Source organism: Pseudomonas sp. 65/3-MNA-CIBAN-0223 (assembly GCF_040310425.1).
Taxonomy (GTDB): domain Bacteria; phylum Pseudomonadota; class Gammaproteobacteria; order Pseudomonadales; family Pseudomonadaceae; genus Aquipseudomonas; species Aquipseudomonas gregormendelii.
Genome location: NZ_JBEOPV010000005.1, coordinates 280128 through 300809, shown reverse-complemented (window position 1 = coordinate 300809; position 20682 = coordinate 280128). Strand labels below are relative to the sequence as shown.

The window sequence follows — 20682 nt, the reverse complement described above, 5'->3', positions numbered from 1 at the left end:
TTAGCTCAGGCGCAGGCGACTGGCGCCTACCAGCCAGCTGTAAATCAGATAAAGCACGACGGTCGCCAACAGCAGCAGCCCACCCAGTGCGGTCGCCATGCCCCAGTTGATACTGGTATTGGTGTAGAAGGCGACGAAGTAGCTGACCATCTGGTCGTTCGGGCTACCCAACAACGCGGGCGTGATGTAGTAGCCGATGGCGAGGATGAACACCAACAGGCAACCGGCACCTACACCGGCATAGGTCTGCGGGAAGTATACCCGCCAGAAACTGGCGAACGGATGGCAGCCCAGGGAAATCGCCGCGCGCATATAGGTAGGCGAGATGCCTTTCATCACGCTGTAGATCGGCAGGATCATGAACGGCAGCAGGATGTGCACCATCGAGATGTAGACCCCGGTACGGTTGAACACCAGTTCCAGCGGCTTGTCGATGATGCCCATGGCCATTAGCCCGCTATTGATCAGGCCGCCCGATTGCAGCAACACGATCCAGGCTGCGACTCGCACCAGAATCGAGGTCCAGAAAGGCAACAGCACCAGAATCATCAACAGGTTGCTTTGCCGTGAAGGCAGGTTGGCCAGCAGGTAAGCCAGTGGATACGCCAGCACCAGGCAGATCGCCGTGATGACCAGACCCATCCAGAAAGTACGGGCGAAGATGTCGAGGTAGATCGCCTGGTCGGGAGTGGCCGGGGCCACTTCGCCGAGGTCGTCGATGCGGTGATCGACAGCAGCCAGCAGGTAATAAGGCGTGATGTTGCTGGTATTGCGGCGCACGGCTTGCCAATAAGCTGGGTCGCCCCAACGCTCGTCGAGGCTTTCCAGCGCTTCTTTATAAGAGGCTGGTTCAGTGGCGAACGGCAAGGCACGCGCAGTCTTGGTCAACAGGCTGCGGTAGCCGGCCAATTCCATGTTCAGGCGCTTGGACAGGTCTCCCAGGGTCTGATTCTTGCGAGCTTCGGCAAGGTCTTCGCTGGCGGCTTTATAGACCGGTTCAGCGGGCAGGCCTCGACCATCCCAACTGGCGATGGCAGCCACGGTGCGCGGCATACCGCCGACCACCTCCGGGTTGCCAACACTTTTATAGAGCAGCGCCACAATCGGCACCAGGAACACCAGCAGCAGGAACAGCACCAGCGGCGCGATCAAGGCTTGCGCTTTCCAGCGGTTGATCCGCTCGGCGTGCTTGAGCCGCTGCTTCAAGGTGGGGTCAGTGCCCGCGTTCAGGGGAATGGCGGTGGCCATGGCGTACTCCGGAAATCTTTGGATGGGCGGCATTACCGAAGTAATGCCGCATTACATCAACATTCATGAAACACGCCGCCCCCTGTAGGAGCTGGCGCAGCCTGCGATCTTTTGGCGGCCTTGAGATCGCTGGAGATCAAGATCAAAAGATCGCAGCCTTCGGCAGCTCCTACTTGGCCGCCCAGGAATTGAAACGCTGCTCCAGTTGCTCACCGTTGTCAGCCCAGAAGCTGACGTCGATCTGCACCTGGTTGGCGATGTTTTCCGGGGTGGTCGGCATGTCCTTCAGGACATCCTTGGCCAGCAACGGTACGGCCTGGGTATTGGCCGGGCCGTAGGCGATGTTTTCCGAGTAGGTCTTCTGCTGCTGTGGCTGCACCGAGAACGCGATGAATTTCTTCGCCGCTTCAGCACGCGCCTTGTCCAGACCTTTAGGAATGGCCCAGGCATCGAAGTCGTAGATGCCACCGTTCCACACGACCTTCAGGTTGCTTTCCTTCTGCACGGCGGCGATGCGGCCGTTGTACGCCGAGCTCATGACCACATCACCCGAAGCGAGGTACTGCGGCGGTTGTGCGCCCGCTTCCCACCACTGGATGCTTGGCTTGAGCTCGTCGAGCTTCTTGAACGCGCGGTCCTGACCGTCTTTACCCGCCAGCACTTTGTAGACGTCCTTGGGCGCTACGCCGTCGGCCATCAAGGCGAATTCCAGGGTGTACTTGGCGCCTTTACGCAGGCCACGCTTGCCCGGGAACTGCTTGGTGTCCCAGAAATCCACCCAACTGGTCGGCGCGGTTTTAAGCTTGTCGGCGTTGTAGGCCAGCACGGTCGACCACACAAAGAAGCCTACGCCGCACGGCTGGATGGCGCCCTTGACGTAGTCTTCGGTCTTGCCGAACAGTGCCGGGTCGAGTTGCTCGAACATGTCTTCGTCGCAGCCGCGGGACAGTTCTGGCGATTCAACTTCCACCAGGTCCCAGGACACGCTCTTGGTGTCGACCATGGCCTTGACCTTGGCCATCTCGCCATTGTATTCGCCCGCCACGATCTTGCCGTTGCCCGCCGCTTCCCAAGGTGCGTAGAAGGCTTTGACCTGCGCCGCCTTGTTCGCCCCGCCAAAGGACACGACAGTCAGGTCGGGACCTGCCGCCATTGCGTGTGCCGCACCGATCATGCCCATGACCAGGGCGGTGAATTTCAGGGATTTCAACATTTATATTGTTCTCCACGTGCAGGGTTGGTGTTGCAGGGGGCGATTAATTCGCCTCTAGAAGTGGGTCGAGCGCGCGAACGTGTTCGACTTGCCAGCCAAGCGGTACTACGTCACCAACGGCCAGCGCGGGATCGAGCTCGGCTATCGGCTGTTTAACAAAGAAATCGGTCTTGCCGCAGACTTCCAGGCGTACCCGGACGTGGTCGCCCAGGTAGATGAATTCCGCCACCCGTCCTGAGAAGCGGTTGACGCAGGATTCGCTCGAACCGTTGAGGCTTATGCGCTCCGGGCGAATTGACAGCGTGACTGGCTCGCCGGTCTTGCCGACGTTCACTGCCAGGGCTTCAACCTTCTCGCCACGGCCCAACTCGACCACGCAGCGGTCACCGGTGTGGCTGTGCAGGCGGCCATTGAGGCGATTGTTCTCACCGATAAAGTTGGCGACGAAGGTGTTCTTCGGCTCTTCGTAGAGGCTGCGCGGCGGGGCGATCTGCTGGATTTCGCCTTGGTGGAACACGGCCACGCGGTCCGACATGGTCAACGCTTCTCCCTGGTCGTGGGTCACGTAGACCACGGTCACGCCCAGGCGCTGGTGCAGATGCTTGATCTCCATCTGCATGTGTTCGCGCAGTTGTTTGTCCAGTGCGCCCAGCGGTTCGTCCATCAGCACCAGTTGCGGCTCGAACACCAGCGCCCGGGCCAGGGCCACGCGCTGCTGCTGGCCACCAGACAGCTGCGCCGGATAGCGTTGGGCGAAGGCGTCGAGCTGAACCATGCTCAGGACTTTTTTCACCTTGTCGCTGACATCACTTTTGTTCAGGCCGCGCACGCTCAGCGGGAACGCAAGGTTCTCGGCAACGGTCATGTGCGGGAACAACGCGTAGTTCTGGAACACCATGCCGATGTCACGCTTGTGCGGCGGCACGTTGTTGATGGAGCGCCCGGCCAGCAGGATTTCGCCAGCGGTCGGGGTCTCAAAACCGGCGAGCATCATCAGGCTGGTGGTCTTGCCGGAGCCGGACGGCCCGAGCAACGTGAGGAATTCGCCTTTGCGAATATCCAGGTTGAGGTCTTTGACGATCAGGTTCTCGCCGTCGTAGCTCTTTTGCACTCCACGAAAGCTGACCAGAATGTCGCTGGCCCCTGCGCTTGAATCGACCTGGCTCATACCCACACCTTTGTTGTTGATGACTGCTGTGGACTAAGCCTAGTGGACGCTGGGGACCACGCAAATCGGGGGGCAGGAGAGAATCGCCTCAGCCGGCTGGAAGGTTGGGGGTAGGGATTGCCCTACAAGGATGGCGCGTTTGGGCAAATGCACCGGCACCTTGCCAGCTACAGGCTTGAGGCACAGGCAAAAGCGGCTTGAAGGGATGTCGCAGATAGATATGTCGCCACATATCCCCGTAGGAGCTGCCGAAGGCTGCGATCTTTTGATTGTGGCTCCTAAAGGAAAGATCAAAAGATCGCAGCCTTCGGCAGCTCCTACGGGGTTTAGCGCAATTAGAGGAGTTTGTGTTCCATCGCATATTTCACCAGCTCCGCCAGGGAGGTGATGTTGAGCTTCTGCATCAACCGCGCCTTGTGGGTGCTGATGGTTTTGCTGCTCAGCGCCAGTTGCTGGGCAATGTCGTTGACGTTGGCGCCCTGGGCCAGGCGCTCGAACACCGAGAATTCACGCTCTGACAGCAGCGAATGCAGCGGCCGCGAATCGGTCAGCCCCACCTCGAAGACCATTCGGTCAGCCAGGTCGGGGTCAATGTAGCGCCCACCCGCTGCGACCTTGCGGATGGCCGTCAGCAGCAGCGCCGGGGCACTGTCCTTGGTCGCGTAGCCTGCCGCGCCTACTTTTAAAGCGCGGGCAGCCATTTGCGCCTCGTCATGCATCGATAGCACCAGGATGGCCGGGGGATTGTTCAGCGCGCGAATCCGCGGAATGGCTTCCAGCCCATTGACCCCGGGCATGGAGATATCAAGCAGCACCACTTCGCAGGGAACATGACGCAGGGTCTCGAGCAACTGCTCGCCATTGCTCGCCTCCCCTACCACCAGCAAGTCCTTGGCCAGGCCGATTAACTGCTTGATGCCTTCGCGGACAATGGTGTGGTCTTCGGCTACCAGTACACGGATCACATTGTTCTCCATTCTTCTTGTTTCAGATCCAGGATCATTCGCGAGCAAAACCCCTTCCACAGGGAGACCGGGTCGAGGCACAGATCTCTATTACACTCCAACTGCTGTGGGAGCGGGCTTGCTCGCGAAGGCTTCATCATTGACAACACAAACCTTCAGGCCCCATCCAGCGGCACTCGCACCATCAGCGTCGTACCCTCACCCGGCTCACTCTCAAGCGACAACTCGCCGCCCATGATCAACACCCGTTCGCGCATGCCCACCACGCCAAAGGAAGTAGGCCGACCGGTTGAGGCGACAAATCCTGCGCCATCATCGCTGACCGTCATGAGCAACTCGTTGCCCTCGCGAACCAGCGTCAGTTCGACAGTATGCGCCTGGGCATGACGCATGACATTGGTCAACGCTTCCTGAAGGATCCGGAACAGTCCAATGGCCATAGCGTCGCTGAGCACTGGCAGGTTGTCCGGCACCTGCACCAGGCAGGGAATATGGGTGCGCGCTTCGAAGCGCCGGGCCTGCCATTCAATCGCCGAAGCGATCCCGGCGTCGAGAATTGGCGGGCGCAACGCTGTCGCCACGTCCCGAACCAGCTGGAACAACTGTGCAATCAGGCGCTTCATACTGTTCAAGCGATCCTGCAGGCCAGGATCAAGCTGCGCGTAGGACAGTTCGCACATCGAGGTCTCCAGCTTCAGCACGGTGAGCATTTGCCCCAGCTCGTCGTGGACCTCCCGGGCAATTCGCGCTTTCTCCTCTTCCCGCACGCTTTCCAGGTGCGCGGACAACTCCCGTAGCTGCTCGCGCGAGCTGGCCAGCTCCAGTTCGATGCGCTTGCTTTCGCTGATGTCCCAGACGATGCCATCCCAGACGTAGGCGCCGTCTTCCAGTCGACGGGTAATCGCCTTGATCTCGGCCCAGCGCTGTTCGCCCTGGCGGGTAAGAATTCGTCCTTGCCATGACCAGTCGCTGTCGGTGTCCAGCGCCAGGTCCTGGGTCCTGTGGTAGCTGGCTTTGTCATCCGGATGCACCAGGCTGCGCAGGCCCTTGTCGCGATGGGCGAGAGTCGCCGGGGAGTAACCGACCAGGGTTTCGCTGCCTTCACTGATGTAGGCAAAGTCGATCTGCCCTGTCACCGGCGCCCGCTCCAGGCGAAAGACCAATCCCGGGACGTTGGCGGCGATCCCCTGCAGCCGCGCTTCACTTTCCTGCAGTGCGGCCAGGGCACGGCGACGTTCAGTGACGTCGTTGAGGTAAACCACCAGGTACTCGCCTTCGCGAAATCGCAGGAAGCTCAACGACACGTCCGTTGGCAAGATACTGCCGTCCGCCCGCACGCAGTTGGTTTCGAAACTTTGCGGCCCCTCCTCGCTGGCACGGGCTCGCTTCCACAGGTTCAGCCAGCGATCCATGTGCAGGCCGGGTTCGAAATCGATCAATGGCCGGTCAATGATTCCGCCGGCGGCATAGCCCAGCATGGTCTCGGCTGCACGGTTGGCATAGCGCACATGGCTGTCCCAATTCACCCACAGAATGCCGACCGTACTTTGATCGATGGAAAACTGCGTGAGCCGCAGCGCTTCTTCGCTGGCCGCACGCAAGGCAATGTCTTCACGCGCCGCGACCAGCCGCTGCTCCAGGCTGTGCTGTTGGCGCCGTTGCCAGAAGACGATGGCCATGCTGCTGAACATCAGCACCGCAAACAACAGACACAGGTTTTGCCAGAAGCCTGGCGACTCGGCCAGCCGAGGGTATTTGGGCTGCAGCCACTGGTTGTGCAACTGTTCGAGGTCCTTGGCCGGTATCGCCCGCAACGCCGCCTCGACGATGCCTGCCAGTTCAGGCCAGTCACGGCGGGTCGCAACCCGCAGCAACTGCGGCAAGCCAATGTCACCCACCACCACCAGTCCGGCAAACTCCGGTTCGGCGGACAATCGACCGAGCTGCGCCTCATCGACTACTGCGTAGCTGGCCTGCTGGCTCAGCAGCAGTTGCAAGGCCTGGCGCTCGATCGGCACACCCTGCAAATTCAGATGCGGGTAATTGCCGCGCAGGTAGTCAGCAGTCGCACCTGGCATGCGCACCGCCACCCGGGTCTGGCTATCGAGTTTTTCCAGCTCTACCACGCCAGCGCTCTTCTGATCACTGACCACCAGCTGGGGCACCCGCATATAAGGGTCGGAAAACTGCCATAGCCGCAGACCTCCCGGGGTTTGCGTCAGCCCAGGGGCAATGTCGATTTCGTCTTCTCGGGCCGCCGCCTCCAGTTGCGCCAGGTCGGGGAAATTGCGCCAGCTCAATTCGACCTTGAGGGATTTGGCCACCCACTTCATAAGCTCGACATTGACCCCGGACAGCCGCTGCAAGCGCCGATCGTATTGGGCATAAGGCGTTTGCAGCACCACCCCGACGCGCAACTCGCCATGACTGGCCAACCACTGGCGCTGCGCCGGCGACAGTTGCGCAAGATGCTCGGAAGGCGCGGAGGCCGCCCAACCCGCCAGGGAAAAGCACAGACAGGCAATCATTAACAGGCAGCGCACAACCATCATTAAAGCCCCACACACTGACAAATACTGACTAACCCATTAGGCTGCCGGAATCACTTCTGGCCTGGAATATCCGATGCCCATTGTCTACCACCTGGCACTGCCAGCATTGTGCCTGTCGCTGATCCTGCCTTGCGCGTTTTCCGTCAACGCGGCTGACCCGGCCCCTGCTGCTGATTCCCCTGCTGCATCTGCGCCAACGCAACGCCAACCGCTGCTTGAGCGTAGTCAGGAAGACGCGGCCGCACTCGAACGCACCTTGCCCGCTCAGGAACAGCAACAGCTGCAAGCGGGCAGCGAGACCTTCCTGGCGCTGTGGAAACCGGCGAATACTGCAGAGCCCAAAGGTGCGGTGATTATCGTCCCGGGCGTCGGCGAGACAGCTGACTCACCGCAAGCGATCGGCCCATTGCGTCGTAAATTACCGGATGCCGGCTGGAGCACCCTGAGTATCACCTTGCCAGACCTGCAAAGCGACGCCATTGCCCCTCGCGTCCTCGAAGTGCCCCCGGCGATCAAGGCCCCTGACACAGGGACCAAGGATTCGACCACTTCCACGCCCATCGAACAGGCCGCCGGCGGCGAGGCCGATGTGGCAGACAAGGCTGTGGTCGAAAGCGTCGACGAACAGCGAAGGGTCGATGCCGAACGGATTTTCGCGCGAATAGACGCGGCAGTGGCCTACGCCGAAGGGCAAAGCGCTCGCAGCATCGTCGTGCTGGGACATGGCACCGGCGGCTACTGGGCAGCCCGATACCTGAGCGAGAAGCAGCCACCGCAGGTCGAGAAGCTGGTAATGGTCGCGGTCAAGACGCCGGCATCCACCAAGCCCGAGCTGGTCGAGCTGACCTCGACGGTCAAACTGCCCACCGCAGATATTTTCTACATGGACAAGCCGCTGGACCGCGATGAAGCGCTCAAGCGATTGCAGGCGAGCAAGCGGCTGAAGACGGCAGCGTTCAGCCAGGTTTCGTTGAAAGCCTTGCCAGGAAATGCCAAGGATCAACAAGAGCAGCTGGTCCGCCGGGTGCGGGGTTGGTTGAGCCCTCAGCCGGCGGGATGAAAACGCTAGCGAAAATCCCGACGCTGACGGATTACCGTGTAGGCGTTATGCAACTCGCGGGTTTTGTCCGTCGCCTCGCGCACCTGCAACGTGGTTGCCCCACTGCCGGCGATCTTGTCCGGATGATGCCGACTCAGCAGACGACGGTAGGCGCGCTTGATCTGCGCCGGCTCACTGGTAGCCGACACCCCCAGCAGCCGCATCGCGTCCTGATAGGTCAGCGCGCTGCTGATCGCAGGTCGTTTCTGCGGTTCATATTCGCTCGCCAGGGCCTGCACCTGCTGTGGCGTCCAGCCCAGCCAACGACCCCATTGGGCAATCAGCTCCAGCTCACTGCGACCGGCACGCCCATCCGCCCAGATCATGCGCCAACAGGCGCGCAACACGCCTTCGGCAGCGAAAGGTTGGGCGCTCAGGCGTTGCAGGTATCCGCGCAGCCGGTCATGTCCTGATTTGCCGCGATTGAATGCGACAATCGCCCGGCGTTGCGCGGACTCGGTCATTTCCAGCGATCGCATCTCCTCTCGGGCCTGCTGAATGTGACCTGCCACCACCTGTCCATCGCATTTGGCCAACCGCCCGAGCAGGATGAACAGCAGTTCATCGTTGCGCAGGACTGGCCGGCCGCCGAGCTTTTCCCGCAAGTGTCCCCAGCTCTGCAGCTGTAGACGCCGGTCCAGCGCCTGCCCCAATAGCGCGCCGAGCATGGCCCCCGGAATGCTGGCGATGGCAAAGCCCGCCCCGGCTCCAATCAGAGTCCCTGGCCACAGCATCTCAGCGACTCGCTTCTATCAAGGTTTCCACTTCTGCCAGGCGCTCGTGGGTGCCGACATCTACCCAGCGTCCATCGAGGCGTTCACCAGTCACCTGCCCCTGCGTCATGGCCGCGCGCAGCAACGGCGCCAGCTTGAACGCACCCGCTGAGCAATTTTTGAACAACTGCGGGTGCAGCACCGCAATCCCGCTGTAGGTCAGCGTCGCATCATCTGCTTGCCCGTCGCGCACCAGCCCGTCGCGCAGGCTGAAATCCCCGGCAGGGTGATGCGCGGGGTTGTCCGCCAGCACCAGGTGCGCCAGCCCGTCGATGGGGTGTTTCAACACGCTGAAGTCATAGTCGGTCCAGATATCGCCGTTGACCACCAGGAAAGCGTCGTCACCCAACAATGGCAGCGCTCGGAAGATGCCGCCGCCGGTCTCCAGCGGTTCGCCTTCAGGCGAGTAGTGAATCCGCACGCCGTATTGCGATCCGTCACCCAGGTAGTTCTCGATCTGCTGGCCGAGCCAGGCATGGTTGATCACAATCTCGGTAAAACCGGCAATCGCCAGCGCCTTGAGATGATATTCGATCAACGGTATGCCGCCGGCACGCACCAGCGGTTTGGGAGTGGTCAGCGTCAGCGGGCGCATCCGTTCGCCCTTGCCTGCCGCGAGAATCATCGCCTTCATGCTTGAACTCCGGCACGCAAGCTATCAAGCAATGCACCCAGATCCGCCAGTTCCGGCTGGCGAGCGACCACAGCATCTATATAAGCAAAGAAGCGCGGCACGTCGGCCAGGTAGCGGGGTTTGCCATCACGGTGACAGATGCGGGCGAAGATGCCGATGACCTTCAGATGACGCTGCACGCCCATGAGGTCGCTGGCGCGCAGGAAGCTTTCGAAGTCCGATTGCACCGCAATGCCCAGGGCACCGGCCTGCTGCCAGTAATCTTCGAGCCAGCCGCGTACGCGTTCTTCGGGCCAGCTGAGAAAAGCGTCTTTGAACAGGCAAGTGACGTCATAAGTGACGGGGCCGTAGACCGCATCCTGGAAATCCAGCACGCCGGGATTCGGTTCGCTGAGCATCAGGTTGCGCGGCATATAGTCGCGATGCACCAGGACTTTTGGCTGCGCCAGCGCACTGTCGATCAACAGGTCGCTGGCCTGCTGCCACAGTGCCTGCTGGGTGGAGTCGAATTCGACGCCCAGTTCGTGCTTCACATACCAGTCCGGGAACAACTCCAGCTCACGGCGCAGCAAGGCCACGTCATAACTTGGCAGCGGCGCCACCATTGGCAGTTGCTGAAAGGCCAGCAAGGCTTGCAAGGCATCCTTGAACAAATCGTCGGCATTTTCGCTGTCGATCACGTCCAGGTAGGTCTTGTTGCCCAGGTCATTGAGCAAAAGAAAACCGCGTTCCAGGTCTTCGGCGTAAATTTTCGGCACATTGATGCCGGATTTCGCCAGCAAAAAAGCGATGTCAACGAAGGGTTTGCAGTTTTCCTGGGGCGGCGGCGCATCCATCACGATAAAGCTGCGGCCCGCGCCCTCCCAGCGGAAATAGCGCCGAAAACTCGCATCGCTACTGGCCGCAGTCAACGTGGCTGGGGGTACGGCTCCCCAGCCCTGCTCTGCAAAGAGGGTGGCCAACTGTTCTTCGAGCCAAACTTTCAGGTGTTGCAAACGTACATCTTGGTCAGGCATTGCAAGGGTCTCCGACGGCGCTAGCCGTCAAGCGGGTCATGCTTTATTATCCAGCATCTTTTTCAGACCATCGAGAGGCGTGCGGCCCACACCGCGGGCAGATGGCACGCAGGAAGCCCGGACTAATAAGATGGCATTGAAATCCCCCGCGTTTCGTAAAAAATTTCCGTTGTTGGTTACCGGCAGTCTGCTGGCCCTTCAACCTCTAGCCACTTCGTTCGTGGTCGCCGCGGAACAGTATGACTGCTCAGTCTCTGCTTCGGGTGCCTGGGACTGTGCGCCAAAATCCCCAGCCGCTGCTTTGCCACCTCGCCCCGTCCATGACGGCAGCGCGGTAAGTGCAAGCGGCGAGACGCCTGCCGACAGCGGTACGAGCGACGACACCGGCGCCAAACCGGCACTGGTGACCGAAGCCAAGGGCCGCGGCCTGAAGTCTCGCAGTGCAGACTACAGTCACCTCGACTGGGTTCCGCGCGAGAACCTCACCGCAGCGCAATTGGCTGAAACCGGCCCTTACTGCTCGGGTTCCTATATCGAACCCACTCGTCCTGGCATGAATGACAAGACGAATAAAAGTGACGCCCCGACCTTTATCGGCGCCAAGGCCTCTCGCTATAAGCAGGAAGAACAGGTTGCAGCACTGGCCGGTGACGTCGTCATGCGCCAGGGCAGCATGCAGGTCGAAGCCGACGAAGCCAACCTGTACCAGGCCGAGAGCCGCGGTGAGCTGAGCGGCAACGTGCGCATTCGCGACAATGGTGCCCTGATCGTTGGCGATCACGCCGATGTACAATTGGACACCGGTGAAGCCAAGGTCGACAACGCCGAATACGTTCTGCACAAATCCCGTATCCGCGGTAGCGCCCTGTACGCCAAGCGTGCCGAAAACGCGATCATCCGCCTCAAGGACGGTACGTACACCACGTGCGAACCGAACAGCAATGCCTGGCAGCTCAAGGGTAATAACATCACCCTGAACCCGGCCACCGGCTTCGGTACCGCGACCAACGTGACCTTGCGGGTCAAGGACATTCCGGTCCTGTACACGCCGTACATCTATTTCCCGATCGACGACCGTCGCCAGTCCGGCTTCCTGCCGCCGACCATCGGCACGGGCACCGATACCGGCTTCATGCTGGTAACTCCGTACTACTTCAACCTGGCACCGAACTACGACGCCACGTTGTACCCACGCTACATGAGCAAGCGCGGCCTGTTGATGGAAGGCGAGTTCCGCTACCTGACGCCGTCCAGCGAAGGACAGTTCGGCGCCGCGTACCTGAACGACGACGACACCGAGCGCAGCAAACAGACCGACTACGAAAAAACCCGCTACATGTACAACTGGCAGCACAAGGGCGGCCTCGACTCGCGTGTTCTCACGCAGGTCGATTACACCAAGATCAGCGATCCTTATTACTTCCAGGATCTGCAGACTGACCAGATTGGCGTGAAAAGCGCGGATTATGTGAATCAGCAGGGGTCGGTGACGTACCGCGGTGATAGCTATACCGCTCGCGTGAACGCTCAGGCTTATCAACTTGCTACTGTGTCGGACATCACTCCGTACGACCGTTTGCCGCAGATCACCTTCAACGGTGCGCTGCCCTATACTCCAGGCGGCCTGAATTTCACCTATGACACTGAACTCGTGCGATTCGACCGTGATTTGAAAAACGGCGATTTCTCGGACGAAGATGGCGTTGTGACTCCCCGTCTGGACAATAATGTTACCGGCCTCGCCCGCGCTACCGGCGATCGTTTAAATTTGGCGCCTGCCGTCAGCTTGCCACTGGATTGGTCATACGGTTTCCTGAAGCCAACGCTGAAGTATCAGTACACCCAGTATCAACTTGACTTGGACAGTATCGGCAAATCTCAAATTGCCACCCAGAATGCGGAACAGGACAAGCTCAACGGCACCTTCGACACCAATCAGAACCGTGGCGTGCCGATTGCTAGTATTGACAGCGGCCTTTATTTCGATCGCAAAACCACGTGGTTTGGCAAGAACTACAACCAGACTCTTGAACCGCGATTGTTCTATCTATATGTGCCTGAGACGGATCAGGAAGATATTCCTGTCTTCGACACCAGCGAATATACCTTCAACTATTCGTCGCTGTTCCGTGACAACCGCTTCTCCGGCTCCGACCGGGTCGGCGACGAAAACAAACTGTCCCTGGGCGTCACCAGCCGCTGGATCGAAGAAAACGGCTTTGAACGTCAGCGTATCAGCGTCGGCCAGGCGCTCTACTTCAAGGACCGTGAAGTCCAGTTGCCGGGTATCGATGCCAAGACCCGTGATGACGCGAGATCCAATGTTTCGCCCTACGCACTGGAATACGAATACCGCTGGAACCGTGACTGGCGCACCACTGCCGATTACAACTGGGACCCGGACAGCCGCAGCCCTCGCTCGGGTAGCGCGATGTTCCATTACCAGCCTGAAGACAACCCGAACAAGGTCATCAACGCCGGTTATCGTTATCGCAATGACCAGGTTCGTTACGACCAAACCTCCGGTAAATGGCAGGTTGGTGGCGGTGACTACGGAACCCCTGGCACGCCGGGCTACGTGAAGGACTACTACAAGATCCAGCAGCACGACTTCTCGGTTATCTGGCCGATCGTGCCGCAATGGAACGCTATCAGCCGCTGGCAGTATGACTACAACCGCAACCGTACCCTGGAAGCCTTTGGTGGCTTTGAGTACGACAACTGCTGCTGGAAACTGCGCGTGATCAACCGTTACTGGGTTGACTACGACGAAACCAGTCAAGACGCTCCGCAAAACGAAAAAGGCGACCATGGCGTCTTCCTCCAAATTGTTCTGAAGGGACTCGGCGGCCTCACCGGCGCCAAAGTAGAGAGCTTCCTCGACAAAGGCATCCAAGGTTATCGTGAACGTGAAGACCAAGCTTTCTGATTGTCTGCGCCCGCTCATGCTGGGCGCGCTGTTCCTGGGTACCGCGGCCAACGCCGCGGTGCAGTCCATCGATAGAGTGGTGGCCATCGTCGATAACGACGTGGTCATGCAGAGCCAGCTGGATCAACGGGTTCATGAAGTTCAGCAAACCATCGCCAAGCGTGGCGCCGCCGCGCCGCCGCCTGGTGTGCTGGACCAGCAGGTTCTTGAGCGCCTGATCGTCGAAAACCTGCAGTTGCAGATCGGCGAACGCTCCGGCATCCGCATTACCGATGAAGAACTGAACCAGGCTGTCGGCACCATCGCACAGCGCAACAACATGTCGGTGGATCAGTTCCGCGCCGCCCTGACACGTGACGGCCTGTCCTACGACGACGCACGTGAGCAGATTCGTCGCGAAATGATCATCAGCCGCGTGCGTCAGCGCCGTGTGGCGGAGCGCATCCAGGTGTCCGAGCAGGAAGTGAAGAACTTCCTCGCTTCCGACCTGGGCAAGATGCAGCTGTCCGAAGAGTTCCGCCTGGCCAACATCCTGATTCCTACACCGGAAAGCGCCAACTCTGAAGCGATTCAGAATGCTGCCAAGCAGGCAGACTCGGTTTACCAGCAGCTCAAGCAAGGCGCTGACTTTGGTCAATTGGCCATCGCCAAATCCGCCAGCGAAACCGCACTGGAAGGCGGCGACATGGGCTGGCGTAAAGCTGCTCAATTGCCACCACCGTTCGACCGCATGCTGAGCACCATGGCCGTGGGCGACGTGACCCAGCCGATGCGCACACCAGGGGGCTTCATCATCCTGAAGATCCTCGACAAGCGTGGCGGTGAAGCTCAGGTGCGTGATGAAGTGCATGTACGCCACATCCTGGTCAAGCCAAGTCCGATCCGTGACGAAGCGAAGACCAAGGCGCTGGTCGAGTCGCTCTACACCCGTATCGAGTCGGGCGAAGACTTCGCCGAGCTGGCAAAAAGCTATTCGGAAGATCCGGGTTCTGCCCTCAACGGCGGCGACCTCAACTGGATCGACCCGAACGCCCTGGTGCCAGAGTTCCGCGAAGTGATGGCCAATACTCCACAAGGCAAGCTGTCCAAGCCGTTCCAGACTCAATATGGCTGGCACGTCCTGGAAGTCCTGGGCCGCCGCGCTACCGACAGCACCAACCAGGCGCGCGAACAGCAAGCCATGACCGTACTGCGTAACCGCAAATACGACGAAGAGCTGCAAACCTGGTTGCGTCAGATCCGTGACGAAGCGTACGTCGAGATCAAACTCCCTGGTGCAGACCAGGCAGCGCAGTGAACCCCAAACGTTTCGCGCTGACACCCGGCGAGCCGGCGGGCATAGGTCCTGACCTGTGCCTGCTACTCGCCTCGCAAGCCCAGCCACACCCCCTGATTGCCATCACCAGCCGCGACTTGCTCATTGAGCGGGCCGCGCAACTGGGTGTGGCCGTTAATCTGCTGGCAGTGACACCGGACAGTTGGCCAGACGCCCCGGCGCCAGCCAACAGCCTGTATGTGTGGGACACCCCGCTCAATGCCAAGGTCACTGCCGGGCAACTGGACAAGGCCAATGCCGCTTTCGTCCTGGAAACCCTGACCCGCGCTGGCCAAGGCTGCCTGGACGGGGATTTCGCCGGCATGATCACCGCCCCGGTACACAAGGGCGTCATCAACGAGTCGGGCATCGCCTTTTCCGGGCACACGGAATTTCTCGCTGACCTGACCCACACGGCACAAGTGGTAATGATGCTCGCGACCCGTGGCCTGCGCGTGGCGCTGGTCACCACTCACCTGCCGCTGCGCGAGATTGCCGACGCAATCACGCCTGAGCGCCTGGAGCGCGTGACACGTATCCTGCACACCGACCTGAAAGAGAAATTCGGCATCGCCCAGCCACGCATCCTGGTTTGCGGGCTCAACCCGCACGCCGGTGAAGGCGGTCACCTGGGCCATGAAGAAATCGACATCATCGAACCTACATTAGAGCGCTTGCGCGGTGAGGGTATGGACCTTCGCGGTCCCCTTCCCGCCGACACTCTGTTTACCCCCAAATATCTGGAGCACTGCGACGCAGTGCTGGCGATGTACCACGACCAGGGCCTGCCGGTGCTCAAGTACAAAGGCTTCGGCGCGGCAGTCAATGTGACCCTCGGCTTGCCGATCATCCGCACGTCGGTCGACCACGGCACTGCCCTGGACCTGGCCGGCAGCGGCAAAATCGACACCGGCAGCCTGCAAGTCGCCCTGGAAACCGCCTACCAGATGGCCGAGACCCGTATATGACCGAGCATTACCAACACAAGGCGCGCAAACGCTTTGGCCAGAACTTCCTGCACGATGCCGGCGTCATCGACCGCATCCTGCGCTCCATCCATGCCAAGGCTGAAGATCGCCTGCTGGAAATCGGCCCCGGCCAGGGAGCGCTGACCCAAGGCCTGCTCAGCAGCGGCGGCCAGCTCGACGTGGTGGAACTGGACAAGGACCTGATCCCGATCCTCAACCAGCAGTTTGCCGGCAAGAGCAATTTCAACCTGCACCAGGGCGATGCACTGAAGTTCGACTTCAACAGCCTGAACGCAGCGCCTGCCAGTCTGCGTGTGGTCGGCAACCTGCCCTACAACATCTCTACCCCGCTGATCTTCCACCTGCTACACAACGCCCACCTGATCCGCGACATGCACTTCATGCTGCAAAAAGAAGTGGTCGAGCGCATGGCGGCAGGCCCGGGGGGCGGAGACTGGGGCCGTTTGTCGATCATGGTTCAGTATCACTGCCGGGTCGAGCATCTGTTCAATGTCGGCCCTGGCGCGTTCAATCCGCCGCCCAAGGTTGATTCGGCGATCGTGCGTCTGGTGCCTCACGCGGTGCTCCCGCATCCGGCAAAAGACCACAAGCTGCTGGAGCGCGTGGTTCGCGAAGCCTTCAACCAGCGTCGCAAGACCCTGCGCAACACCCTCAAGCTGCTGCTGAGCAATGACGAAATCGAAGCCGCCGGCGTTGATGGCAGCCTGCGTCCGGAGCAACTCGACCTGGCCGCCTTCGTGCGCCTGGCCGACAAGCTCAGCGAGCAGGTACCCCAGGCACCTGCTGCCGACTGACCAGCGATGAGCGCTATCGGGTAGGACGCCAGTCTGGTTTACTACCCGGTACTTGGCCTAGACTGACTCCCTCAGCTACGCCCCGCGTCCCGCTTCGTTTTTAAGGCCTCTTGCATGTCCGATCCTCGCTATCAGGTCGACGTCAGCGTCGTCACCCGCTATCTGGCAGAACAATCGCAACCCGAGCACGAACGCTTTGCCTTCGCCTACACCATCACCGTGCAGAACAATGGCCAGCTACCGGCCAAGCTGTTGTCGCGGCACTGGGTGATCACCGATGGCGACGGGCATGTCGAGGAGGTTCGCGGTGCGGGCGTCGTCGGCCAGCAACCGCTGATCGATCCAGGCAAGAGCCACACCTACAGCAGCGGCACGGTCATGACCTCCAAGGTCGGCACCATGCAGGGCACCTACGAAATGATTGCCGACGACGGCAAGCACTTCGACGCCGTCATTGCGCCGTTCCGCCTGGCGGTGCCCGGAGCCCTGCACTGATGGCAACGTACGCCGTCGGAGACCTCCAAGGCTGCCTTGACGCACTGCAATGCCTGCTCAAAAAAGTTGTCTTCGACCCGACTCATGACCGGCTATGGCTGGTCGGCGATCTGGTCAACCGTGGCCCGCAGTCGCTGGAAACCCTGCGCTTCCTCTACGGCATGCGCGAGTCGCTGGTATGCGTACTGGGCAACCACGACCTGCATTTGCTGGCAGCCGGGAGGAACATCGAGCGCCTGAAAAAAGGCGACACCCTGCGTGAGATCATCGATGCGCCCGATTGCGCAGACCTGCTGGACTGGTTACGCCAGCAAAAGCTCATGCATTACGACGAACAGCGCAACATGGCGCTGGTGCATGCGGGTATCCCGCCACAATGGTCGCTGCGCAAAGCCTTGAAATGTGCCGCCGAAGTCGAGACAGCCTTGCGCGACGACAACCTGTTGCCACCCTTTCTCGACGGCATGTACGGCAATGAACCAGCGAAATGGGATAGCGAACTCAAAGGCATCACGCGCCTTCGAGTAATCACCAACTATTTCACCCGCATGCGTTTCTGCACGGCCGAAGGCAAGCTCGACCTCAAGAGCAAGGAAGGCCTGGACTCGGCACCACCGGGCTACAAGCCCTGGTTCCAGCACAAAGAACGCAAGACCAAAGGCTTGAAGATCATCTTCGGCCATTGGGCAGCGCTGGAGGGCAACGTTGTGGAGCCGGGCATCTCGGCCCTCGACACCGGCTGCGTCTGGGGCGGCGCCCTGACCCTGATGAACGTCGACACCGGCGAACGCCTGTCTTGCAAATGCGACGCGCACGGCCATGTCGCCGCTGAGCCCATCGCCCCCACACTCACCGCATCATCGTCAGCCAGCATTCAGCGCTAGGCTACGCTTTCAGCCGAGCCACAGGAGCCCGCCATGAGCGAATTCAAACGTATCCCCCCAGAGCAGGCACAAACCCTGCGCGAACAAGGCGCTGTAGTGGTCGACGTCCGCGACCCCGCTACTTTTGCCGCGCTGCACATCGCAGGTTCCAGGCACCTGGATAACCACTCCCTGCACGCGTTCATCCAGGGCGCCGACCTTGATGCACCGACGGTCGTTGTGTGTTACCACGGCAATTCCAGCCAAGGCGCGGCCGCTTATCTGATCAGCCAGGGCTTCTCCGATGTCTACAGCATGGATGGCGGTTTTGAGCTGTGGCGTACGACTTATCCTGCGCAAACCGCGCAAGGCACCTCGGAATAATATTTTTGTAACGCGTAAGCCCCAGCCACTGTGGGCTAGCGCCGTGGCAGACGAACGGTCTGCCACAACTAATTGCGTATCTCGCCTTTACCTCCCGAATTCCCAACTATCCTTAAGCCCAGGCCATCCAAAACAGGGGAGAGCCGGTACACCGGCGCGCGGGTCATCGGGAGTAGCTTTCGGAGTCGTCAGCTCTGAAAGAGTTCTGGGGGGTAAACAGCGACCGCCTGTTCGGTTGCTGCCAGCATCGACTGAGTGATCCGGCGTCGGCTCCACGTATCGAGCGAGGTGACGTCATGAGTATCTTTAGCCACTTCCAACAACGCTTCGAGTCCACACGCCAGGAAGAACTCTCGCTGCAAGAGTATCTTGAGCTGTGCAAACAGGACCGCAGTGCCTACGTTTCTGCCGCCGAGCGTCTTTTGCTGGCCATCGGAGAACCGGAACTGCTGGACACCTCGACCAACTCGAGGCTGTCGCGAATCTTTTCCAACAAGGTGATCCGTCGCTATCCGGCCTTTGAAGACTTCCACGGGATGGAAGAATGCATCGACCAGATCGTGTCGTATTTCCGCCATGCCGCTCAGGGCCTGGAAGAGAAGAAACAGATTCTTTACTTGCTCGGCCCCGTCGGTGGCGGTAAATCGTCCCTGGCCGAGAAGCTCAAACAGCTGATCGAAAAAGTGCCCTTCTACGCGATCAAGGGCTCGCCGGTCTTCGAGTCACCCCTGGGTCTGTTCAACGCCACAGAAGATGGCGCGATCCTCGAGGAAGACTTTGGTATTCCCCGGCGCTACCTCAATACCATCATGTCGCCATGGGCCACCAAGCGCCTGGCTGAGTTTGGTGGCGACATCAGCCAGTTCCGTGTAGTGAAACTCTATCCGTCGATCCTCAACCAGATCGCCGTGGCCAAGACCGAACCTGGGGACGAGAACAACCAGGACATCTCGGCGCTGGTGGGCAAGGTCGATATCCGTAAACTGGAAGAATTCCCGCAGAACGACGCCGACGCCTACAGCTACTCGGGGGCCCTGTGCCGGGCCAACCAGGGCCTGATGGAATTCGTCGAAATGTTCAAGGCGCCGATCAAGGTGCTGCACCCATTGCTGACCGCTACCCAGGAAGGTAACTACAACAGCACCGAAGGCCTGGGCGCGATCCCGTTTACCGGGATCCTGCTCGCCCACTCCAACGAATCGGAATGGCACACCTTCCGAAACAACAAGAACAACGAAGCCTTCATCGACCGGATCTACATCGTCAAGGTGCCTTACTGCCTGCGCGTCAGCGACGAAGTGAAAATCTACGACAAGCTGCTGTTCAACAGCTCGCTGGCCAAAGCCCACTGCGCACCTGACACCCTGAAAATGCTCGCCCAGTTCACCGTGCTCTCGCGCCTCAAAGAGCCGGAAAACTCGAACATCTACTCGAAGATGCGGGTGTACGACGGCGAAAACCTCAAGGACACCGATCCGAAGGCCAAGTCGATCCAGGAATACCGTGACAATGCAGGCGTCGATGAAGGGATGAACGGCCTCTCGACCCGCTTCGCGTTCAAGATCCTGTCCAAGGTCTTCAACTTCGACCCGCACGAGATCGCCGCCAACCCGGTGCATCTGCTCTATGTGCTGGAACAACAGATCGAGCAGGAGCAGTTCCAGGCCGAAACACGCGAACGTTATCTGCGGTTCCTCAAGGAATACCTGGCCCCGCGTTACATCGAATTCATCGGCAAGGAGATCCAGACCGCCTACCTCGAGTCCTACAGCGAGTATGGGCAGAACATCTTCGATCGTTATGTGCTGTATGCGGATTTCTGGATCCAGGATCAGGAGTATCGCGACCCGGAAACCGGCGAGATCCTCAACCGTGTAGCGCTGAACGAAGAGTTGGAGAAAATCGAAAAACCGGCAGGCATCAGCAATCCGAAGGATTTCCGCAACGAAATCGTCAACTTCGTACTGCGTGCCCGTGCCAATAACAACGGCAAGAATCCGACCTGGCTCAGCTACGAAAAACTGCGGGTGGTCATCGAGAAGAAAATGTTCTCCAACACCGAAGACCTGCTGCCAGTCATCAGTTTTAATGCCAAGGCCAGCAAAGAGGACCAGCAGAAACACAACGACTTCGTTACACGAATGGTCGAGCGTGGATATACCGACAAACAGGTACGGCTGCTATCCGAGTGGTATCTGCGGGTGAGAAAGTCCCAGTAAGGGAGCTGCAGGCGGCAAACAACGAA

At 59.9% G+C, this 20682-nt stretch carries 17 protein-coding genes; 9 read left to right on the top strand and 8 right to left on the bottom strand.

What is annotated here, in order from left to right:
* From AAEZ09_RS08035 to AAEZ09_RS08015, 5 genes are all read right to left on the bottom strand, one after another.
* Positions 1-1248, bottom strand: coding sequence for an ABC transporter permease (locus AAEZ09_RS08035; protein WP_045059980.1), 1248 nt, complete (start codon positions 1246-1248; stop codon positions 1-3).
* Between the two features lie 169 nt (positions 1249-1417).
* Positions 1418-2461, bottom strand: a complete 1044-nt coding sequence (locus AAEZ09_RS08030; RefSeq protein ID WP_045059979.1) for an ABC transporter substrate-binding protein — start codon at positions 2459-2461, stop codon at positions 1418-1420.
* Positions 2462-2504: 43 nt separating this feature from the next.
* On the bottom strand, positions 2505-3629 hold the full coding sequence (locus tag AAEZ09_RS08025; protein ID WP_045059978.1) for an ABC transporter ATP-binding protein: 1125 nt from the start codon (positions 3627-3629) through the stop codon (positions 2505-2507).
* A 335-nt stretch (positions 3630-3964) separates the two neighbouring features.
* On the bottom strand, positions 3965-4606 hold the full coding sequence (locus AAEZ09_RS08020; protein ID WP_350598946.1) for a response regulator: 642 nt from the start codon (positions 4604-4606) through the stop codon (positions 3965-3967).
* Positions 4607-4749: 143 nt separating this feature from the next.
* Entirely contained in the window at positions 4750-7146 is a 2397-nt protein-coding gene (locus tag AAEZ09_RS08015) for a PAS domain-containing sensor histidine kinase (RefSeq protein ID WP_045059977.1), read from the bottom strand.
* 73 nt (positions 7147-7219) lie between these two features.
* Between AAEZ09_RS08015 and AAEZ09_RS08010 the strand changes: the two genes are divergently transcribed.
* On the top strand, positions 7220-8206 hold the full coding sequence (locus AAEZ09_RS08010; protein WP_350598944.1) for an alpha/beta hydrolase family protein: 987 nt from the start codon (positions 7220-7222) through the stop codon (positions 8204-8206).
* Positions 8207-8211: 5 nt separating this feature from the next.
* Here AAEZ09_RS08010 and AAEZ09_RS08005 read toward each other — a convergent pair whose 3' ends face one another.
* The 3 genes from AAEZ09_RS08005 to AAEZ09_RS07995 are packed head-to-tail and all read right to left on the bottom strand — an operon-like array spanning position 8212 to position 10668.
* A complete protein-coding gene (locus tag AAEZ09_RS08005; RefSeq protein WP_045059975.1) occupies positions 8212-8979 on the bottom strand; it encodes a DnaJ domain-containing protein in 768 nt (255 codons plus the stop codon).
* 1 nt (position 8980) lies between these two features.
* The gene (murU, locus tag AAEZ09_RS08000) at positions 8981-9652 is read right to left on the bottom strand and encodes an N-acetylmuramate alpha-1-phosphate uridylyltransferase MurU (protein ID WP_205893518.1); all 672 of its coding nucleotides are present in this window, start codon (positions 9650-9652) and stop codon (positions 8981-8983) included.
* Positions 9649-10668, bottom strand: a complete 1020-nt coding sequence (locus AAEZ09_RS07995; RefSeq protein ID WP_350598941.1) for an aminoglycoside phosphotransferase family protein — start codon at positions 10666-10668, stop codon at positions 9649-9651. Before AAEZ09_RS07995 ends, murU begins: the two co-directional genes overlap by 4 nt.
* Before the next feature lie 130 nt (positions 10669-10798).
* Here AAEZ09_RS07995 and AAEZ09_RS07990 point away from each other — a divergent pair, with 130 nt between their 5' ends.
* From AAEZ09_RS07990 to AAEZ09_RS07955, 8 genes are all read left to right on the top strand, one after another.
* Complete coding sequence (locus tag AAEZ09_RS07990; RefSeq protein WP_045059972.1) at positions 10799-13597, top strand: LPS-assembly protein LptD; 2799 nt, start codon at positions 10799-10801, stop codon at positions 13595-13597.
* Positions 13578-14894 carry a peptidylprolyl isomerase SurA gene (gene surA, locus AAEZ09_RS07985; protein WP_045059971.1) on the top strand — a complete coding sequence of 439 codons (1317 nt, stop codon included), beginning with the start codon at positions 13578-13580 and terminating at the stop codon, positions 14892-14894. The genes AAEZ09_RS07990 and surA overlap by 20 nt, the downstream gene beginning before the upstream one ends.
* Positions 14891-15880 (top strand): 4-hydroxythreonine-4-phosphate dehydrogenase PdxA, encoded by a 990-nt coding sequence (gene pdxA / locus AAEZ09_RS07980; RefSeq protein ID WP_045059970.1) that lies wholly within the window; start codon positions 14891-14893, stop codon positions 15878-15880. The genes surA and pdxA overlap by 4 nt, the downstream gene beginning before the upstream one ends.
* A complete protein-coding gene (rsmA, locus tag AAEZ09_RS07975) occupies positions 15877-16695 on the top strand; it encodes a 16S rRNA (adenine(1518)-N(6)/adenine(1519)-N(6))-dimethyltransferase RsmA (RefSeq protein WP_122841255.1) in 819 nt (272 codons plus the stop codon). Before pdxA ends, rsmA begins: the two co-directional genes overlap by 4 nt.
* Before the next feature lie 114 nt (positions 16696-16809).
* Positions 16810-17190: a Co2+/Mg2+ efflux facilitator ApaG/CorD gene (apaG, locus tag AAEZ09_RS07970; RefSeq protein WP_045059968.1), complete on the top strand. Its 381-nt coding sequence runs from the start codon at positions 16810-16812 to the stop codon at positions 17188-17190.
* Positions 17190-18074 carry a symmetrical bis(5'-nucleosyl)-tetraphosphatase gene (locus AAEZ09_RS07965; RefSeq protein ID WP_045059967.1) on the top strand — a complete coding sequence of 295 codons (885 nt, stop codon included), beginning with the start codon at positions 17190-17192 and terminating at the stop codon, positions 18072-18074. The genes apaG and AAEZ09_RS07965 overlap by 1 nt, the downstream gene beginning before the upstream one ends.
* A gap of 33 nt (positions 18075-18107) precedes the next feature.
* Complete coding sequence (gene glpE, locus AAEZ09_RS07960; RefSeq protein ID WP_045059966.1) at positions 18108-18437, top strand: thiosulfate sulfurtransferase GlpE; 330 nt, start codon at positions 18108-18110, stop codon at positions 18435-18437.
* 296 nt (positions 18438-18733) lie between these two features.
* Positions 18734-20656: a PrkA family serine protein kinase gene (locus AAEZ09_RS07955; protein ID WP_045059965.1), complete on the top strand. Its 1923-nt coding sequence runs from the start codon at positions 18734-18736 to the stop codon at positions 20654-20656.
* Positions 20657-20682 lie beyond the last annotated feature (26 nt).

Bases quoted from the DNA above. Each gene is read 5' to 3' on its own strand.
- AAEZ09_RS08035 (WP_045059980.1), bottom strand. From the start codon at position 1,248: ATGGCCACCGCCATTCCCCTGAACGCGGGCACTGACCCCACCTTGAAG.
- AAEZ09_RS08030 (WP_045059979.1), bottom strand. From the start codon at position 2,461: ATGTTGAAATCCCTGAAATTCACCGCCCTGGTCATGGGCATGATCGGT.
- AAEZ09_RS08025 (WP_045059978.1), bottom strand. From the start codon at position 3,629: ATGAGCCAGGTCGATTCAAGCGCAGGGGCCAGCGACATTCTGGTCAGC.
- AAEZ09_RS08020 (WP_350598946.1), bottom strand. From the start codon at position 4,606: ATGGAGAACAATGTGATCCGTGTACTGGTAGCCGAAGACCACACCATT.
- AAEZ09_RS08015 (WP_045059977.1), bottom strand. From the start codon at position 7,146: ATGATGGTTGTGCGCTGCCTGTTAATGATTGCCTGTCTGTGCTTTTCC.
- AAEZ09_RS08010 (WP_350598944.1), top strand. From the start codon at position 7,220: ATGCCCATTGTCTACCACCTGGCACTGCCAGCATTGTGCCTGTCGCTG.
- AAEZ09_RS08005 (WP_045059975.1), bottom strand. From the start codon at position 8,979: ATGCTGTGGCCAGGGACTCTGATTGGAGCCGGGGCGGGCTTTGCCATC.
- murU (WP_205893518.1), bottom strand. From the start codon at position 9,652: ATGAAGGCGATGATTCTCGCGGCAGGCAAGGGCGAACGGATGCGCCCG.
- AAEZ09_RS07995 (WP_350598941.1), bottom strand. From the start codon at position 10,668: ATGCCTGACCAAGATGTACGTTTGCAACACCTGAAAGTTTGGCTCGAA.
- AAEZ09_RS07990 (WP_045059972.1), top strand. From the start codon at position 10,799: ATGGCATTGAAATCCCCCGCGTTTCGTAAAAAATTTCCGTTGTTGGTT.
- rsmA (WP_122841255.1), top strand. From the start codon at position 15,877: ATGACCGAGCATTACCAACACAAGGCGCGCAAACGCTTTGGCCAGAAC.
- apaG (WP_045059968.1), top strand. From the start codon at position 16,810: ATGTCCGATCCTCGCTATCAGGTCGACGTCAGCGTCGTCACCCGCTAT.
- AAEZ09_RS07965 (WP_045059967.1), top strand. From the start codon at position 17,190: ATGGCAACGTACGCCGTCGGAGACCTCCAAGGCTGCCTTGACGCACTG.
- glpE (WP_045059966.1), top strand. From the start codon at position 18,108: ATGAGCGAATTCAAACGTATCCCCCCAGAGCAGGCACAAACCCTGCGC.
- AAEZ09_RS07955 (WP_045059965.1), top strand. From the start codon at position 18,734: ATGAGTATCTTTAGCCACTTCCAACAACGCTTCGAGTCCACACGCCAG.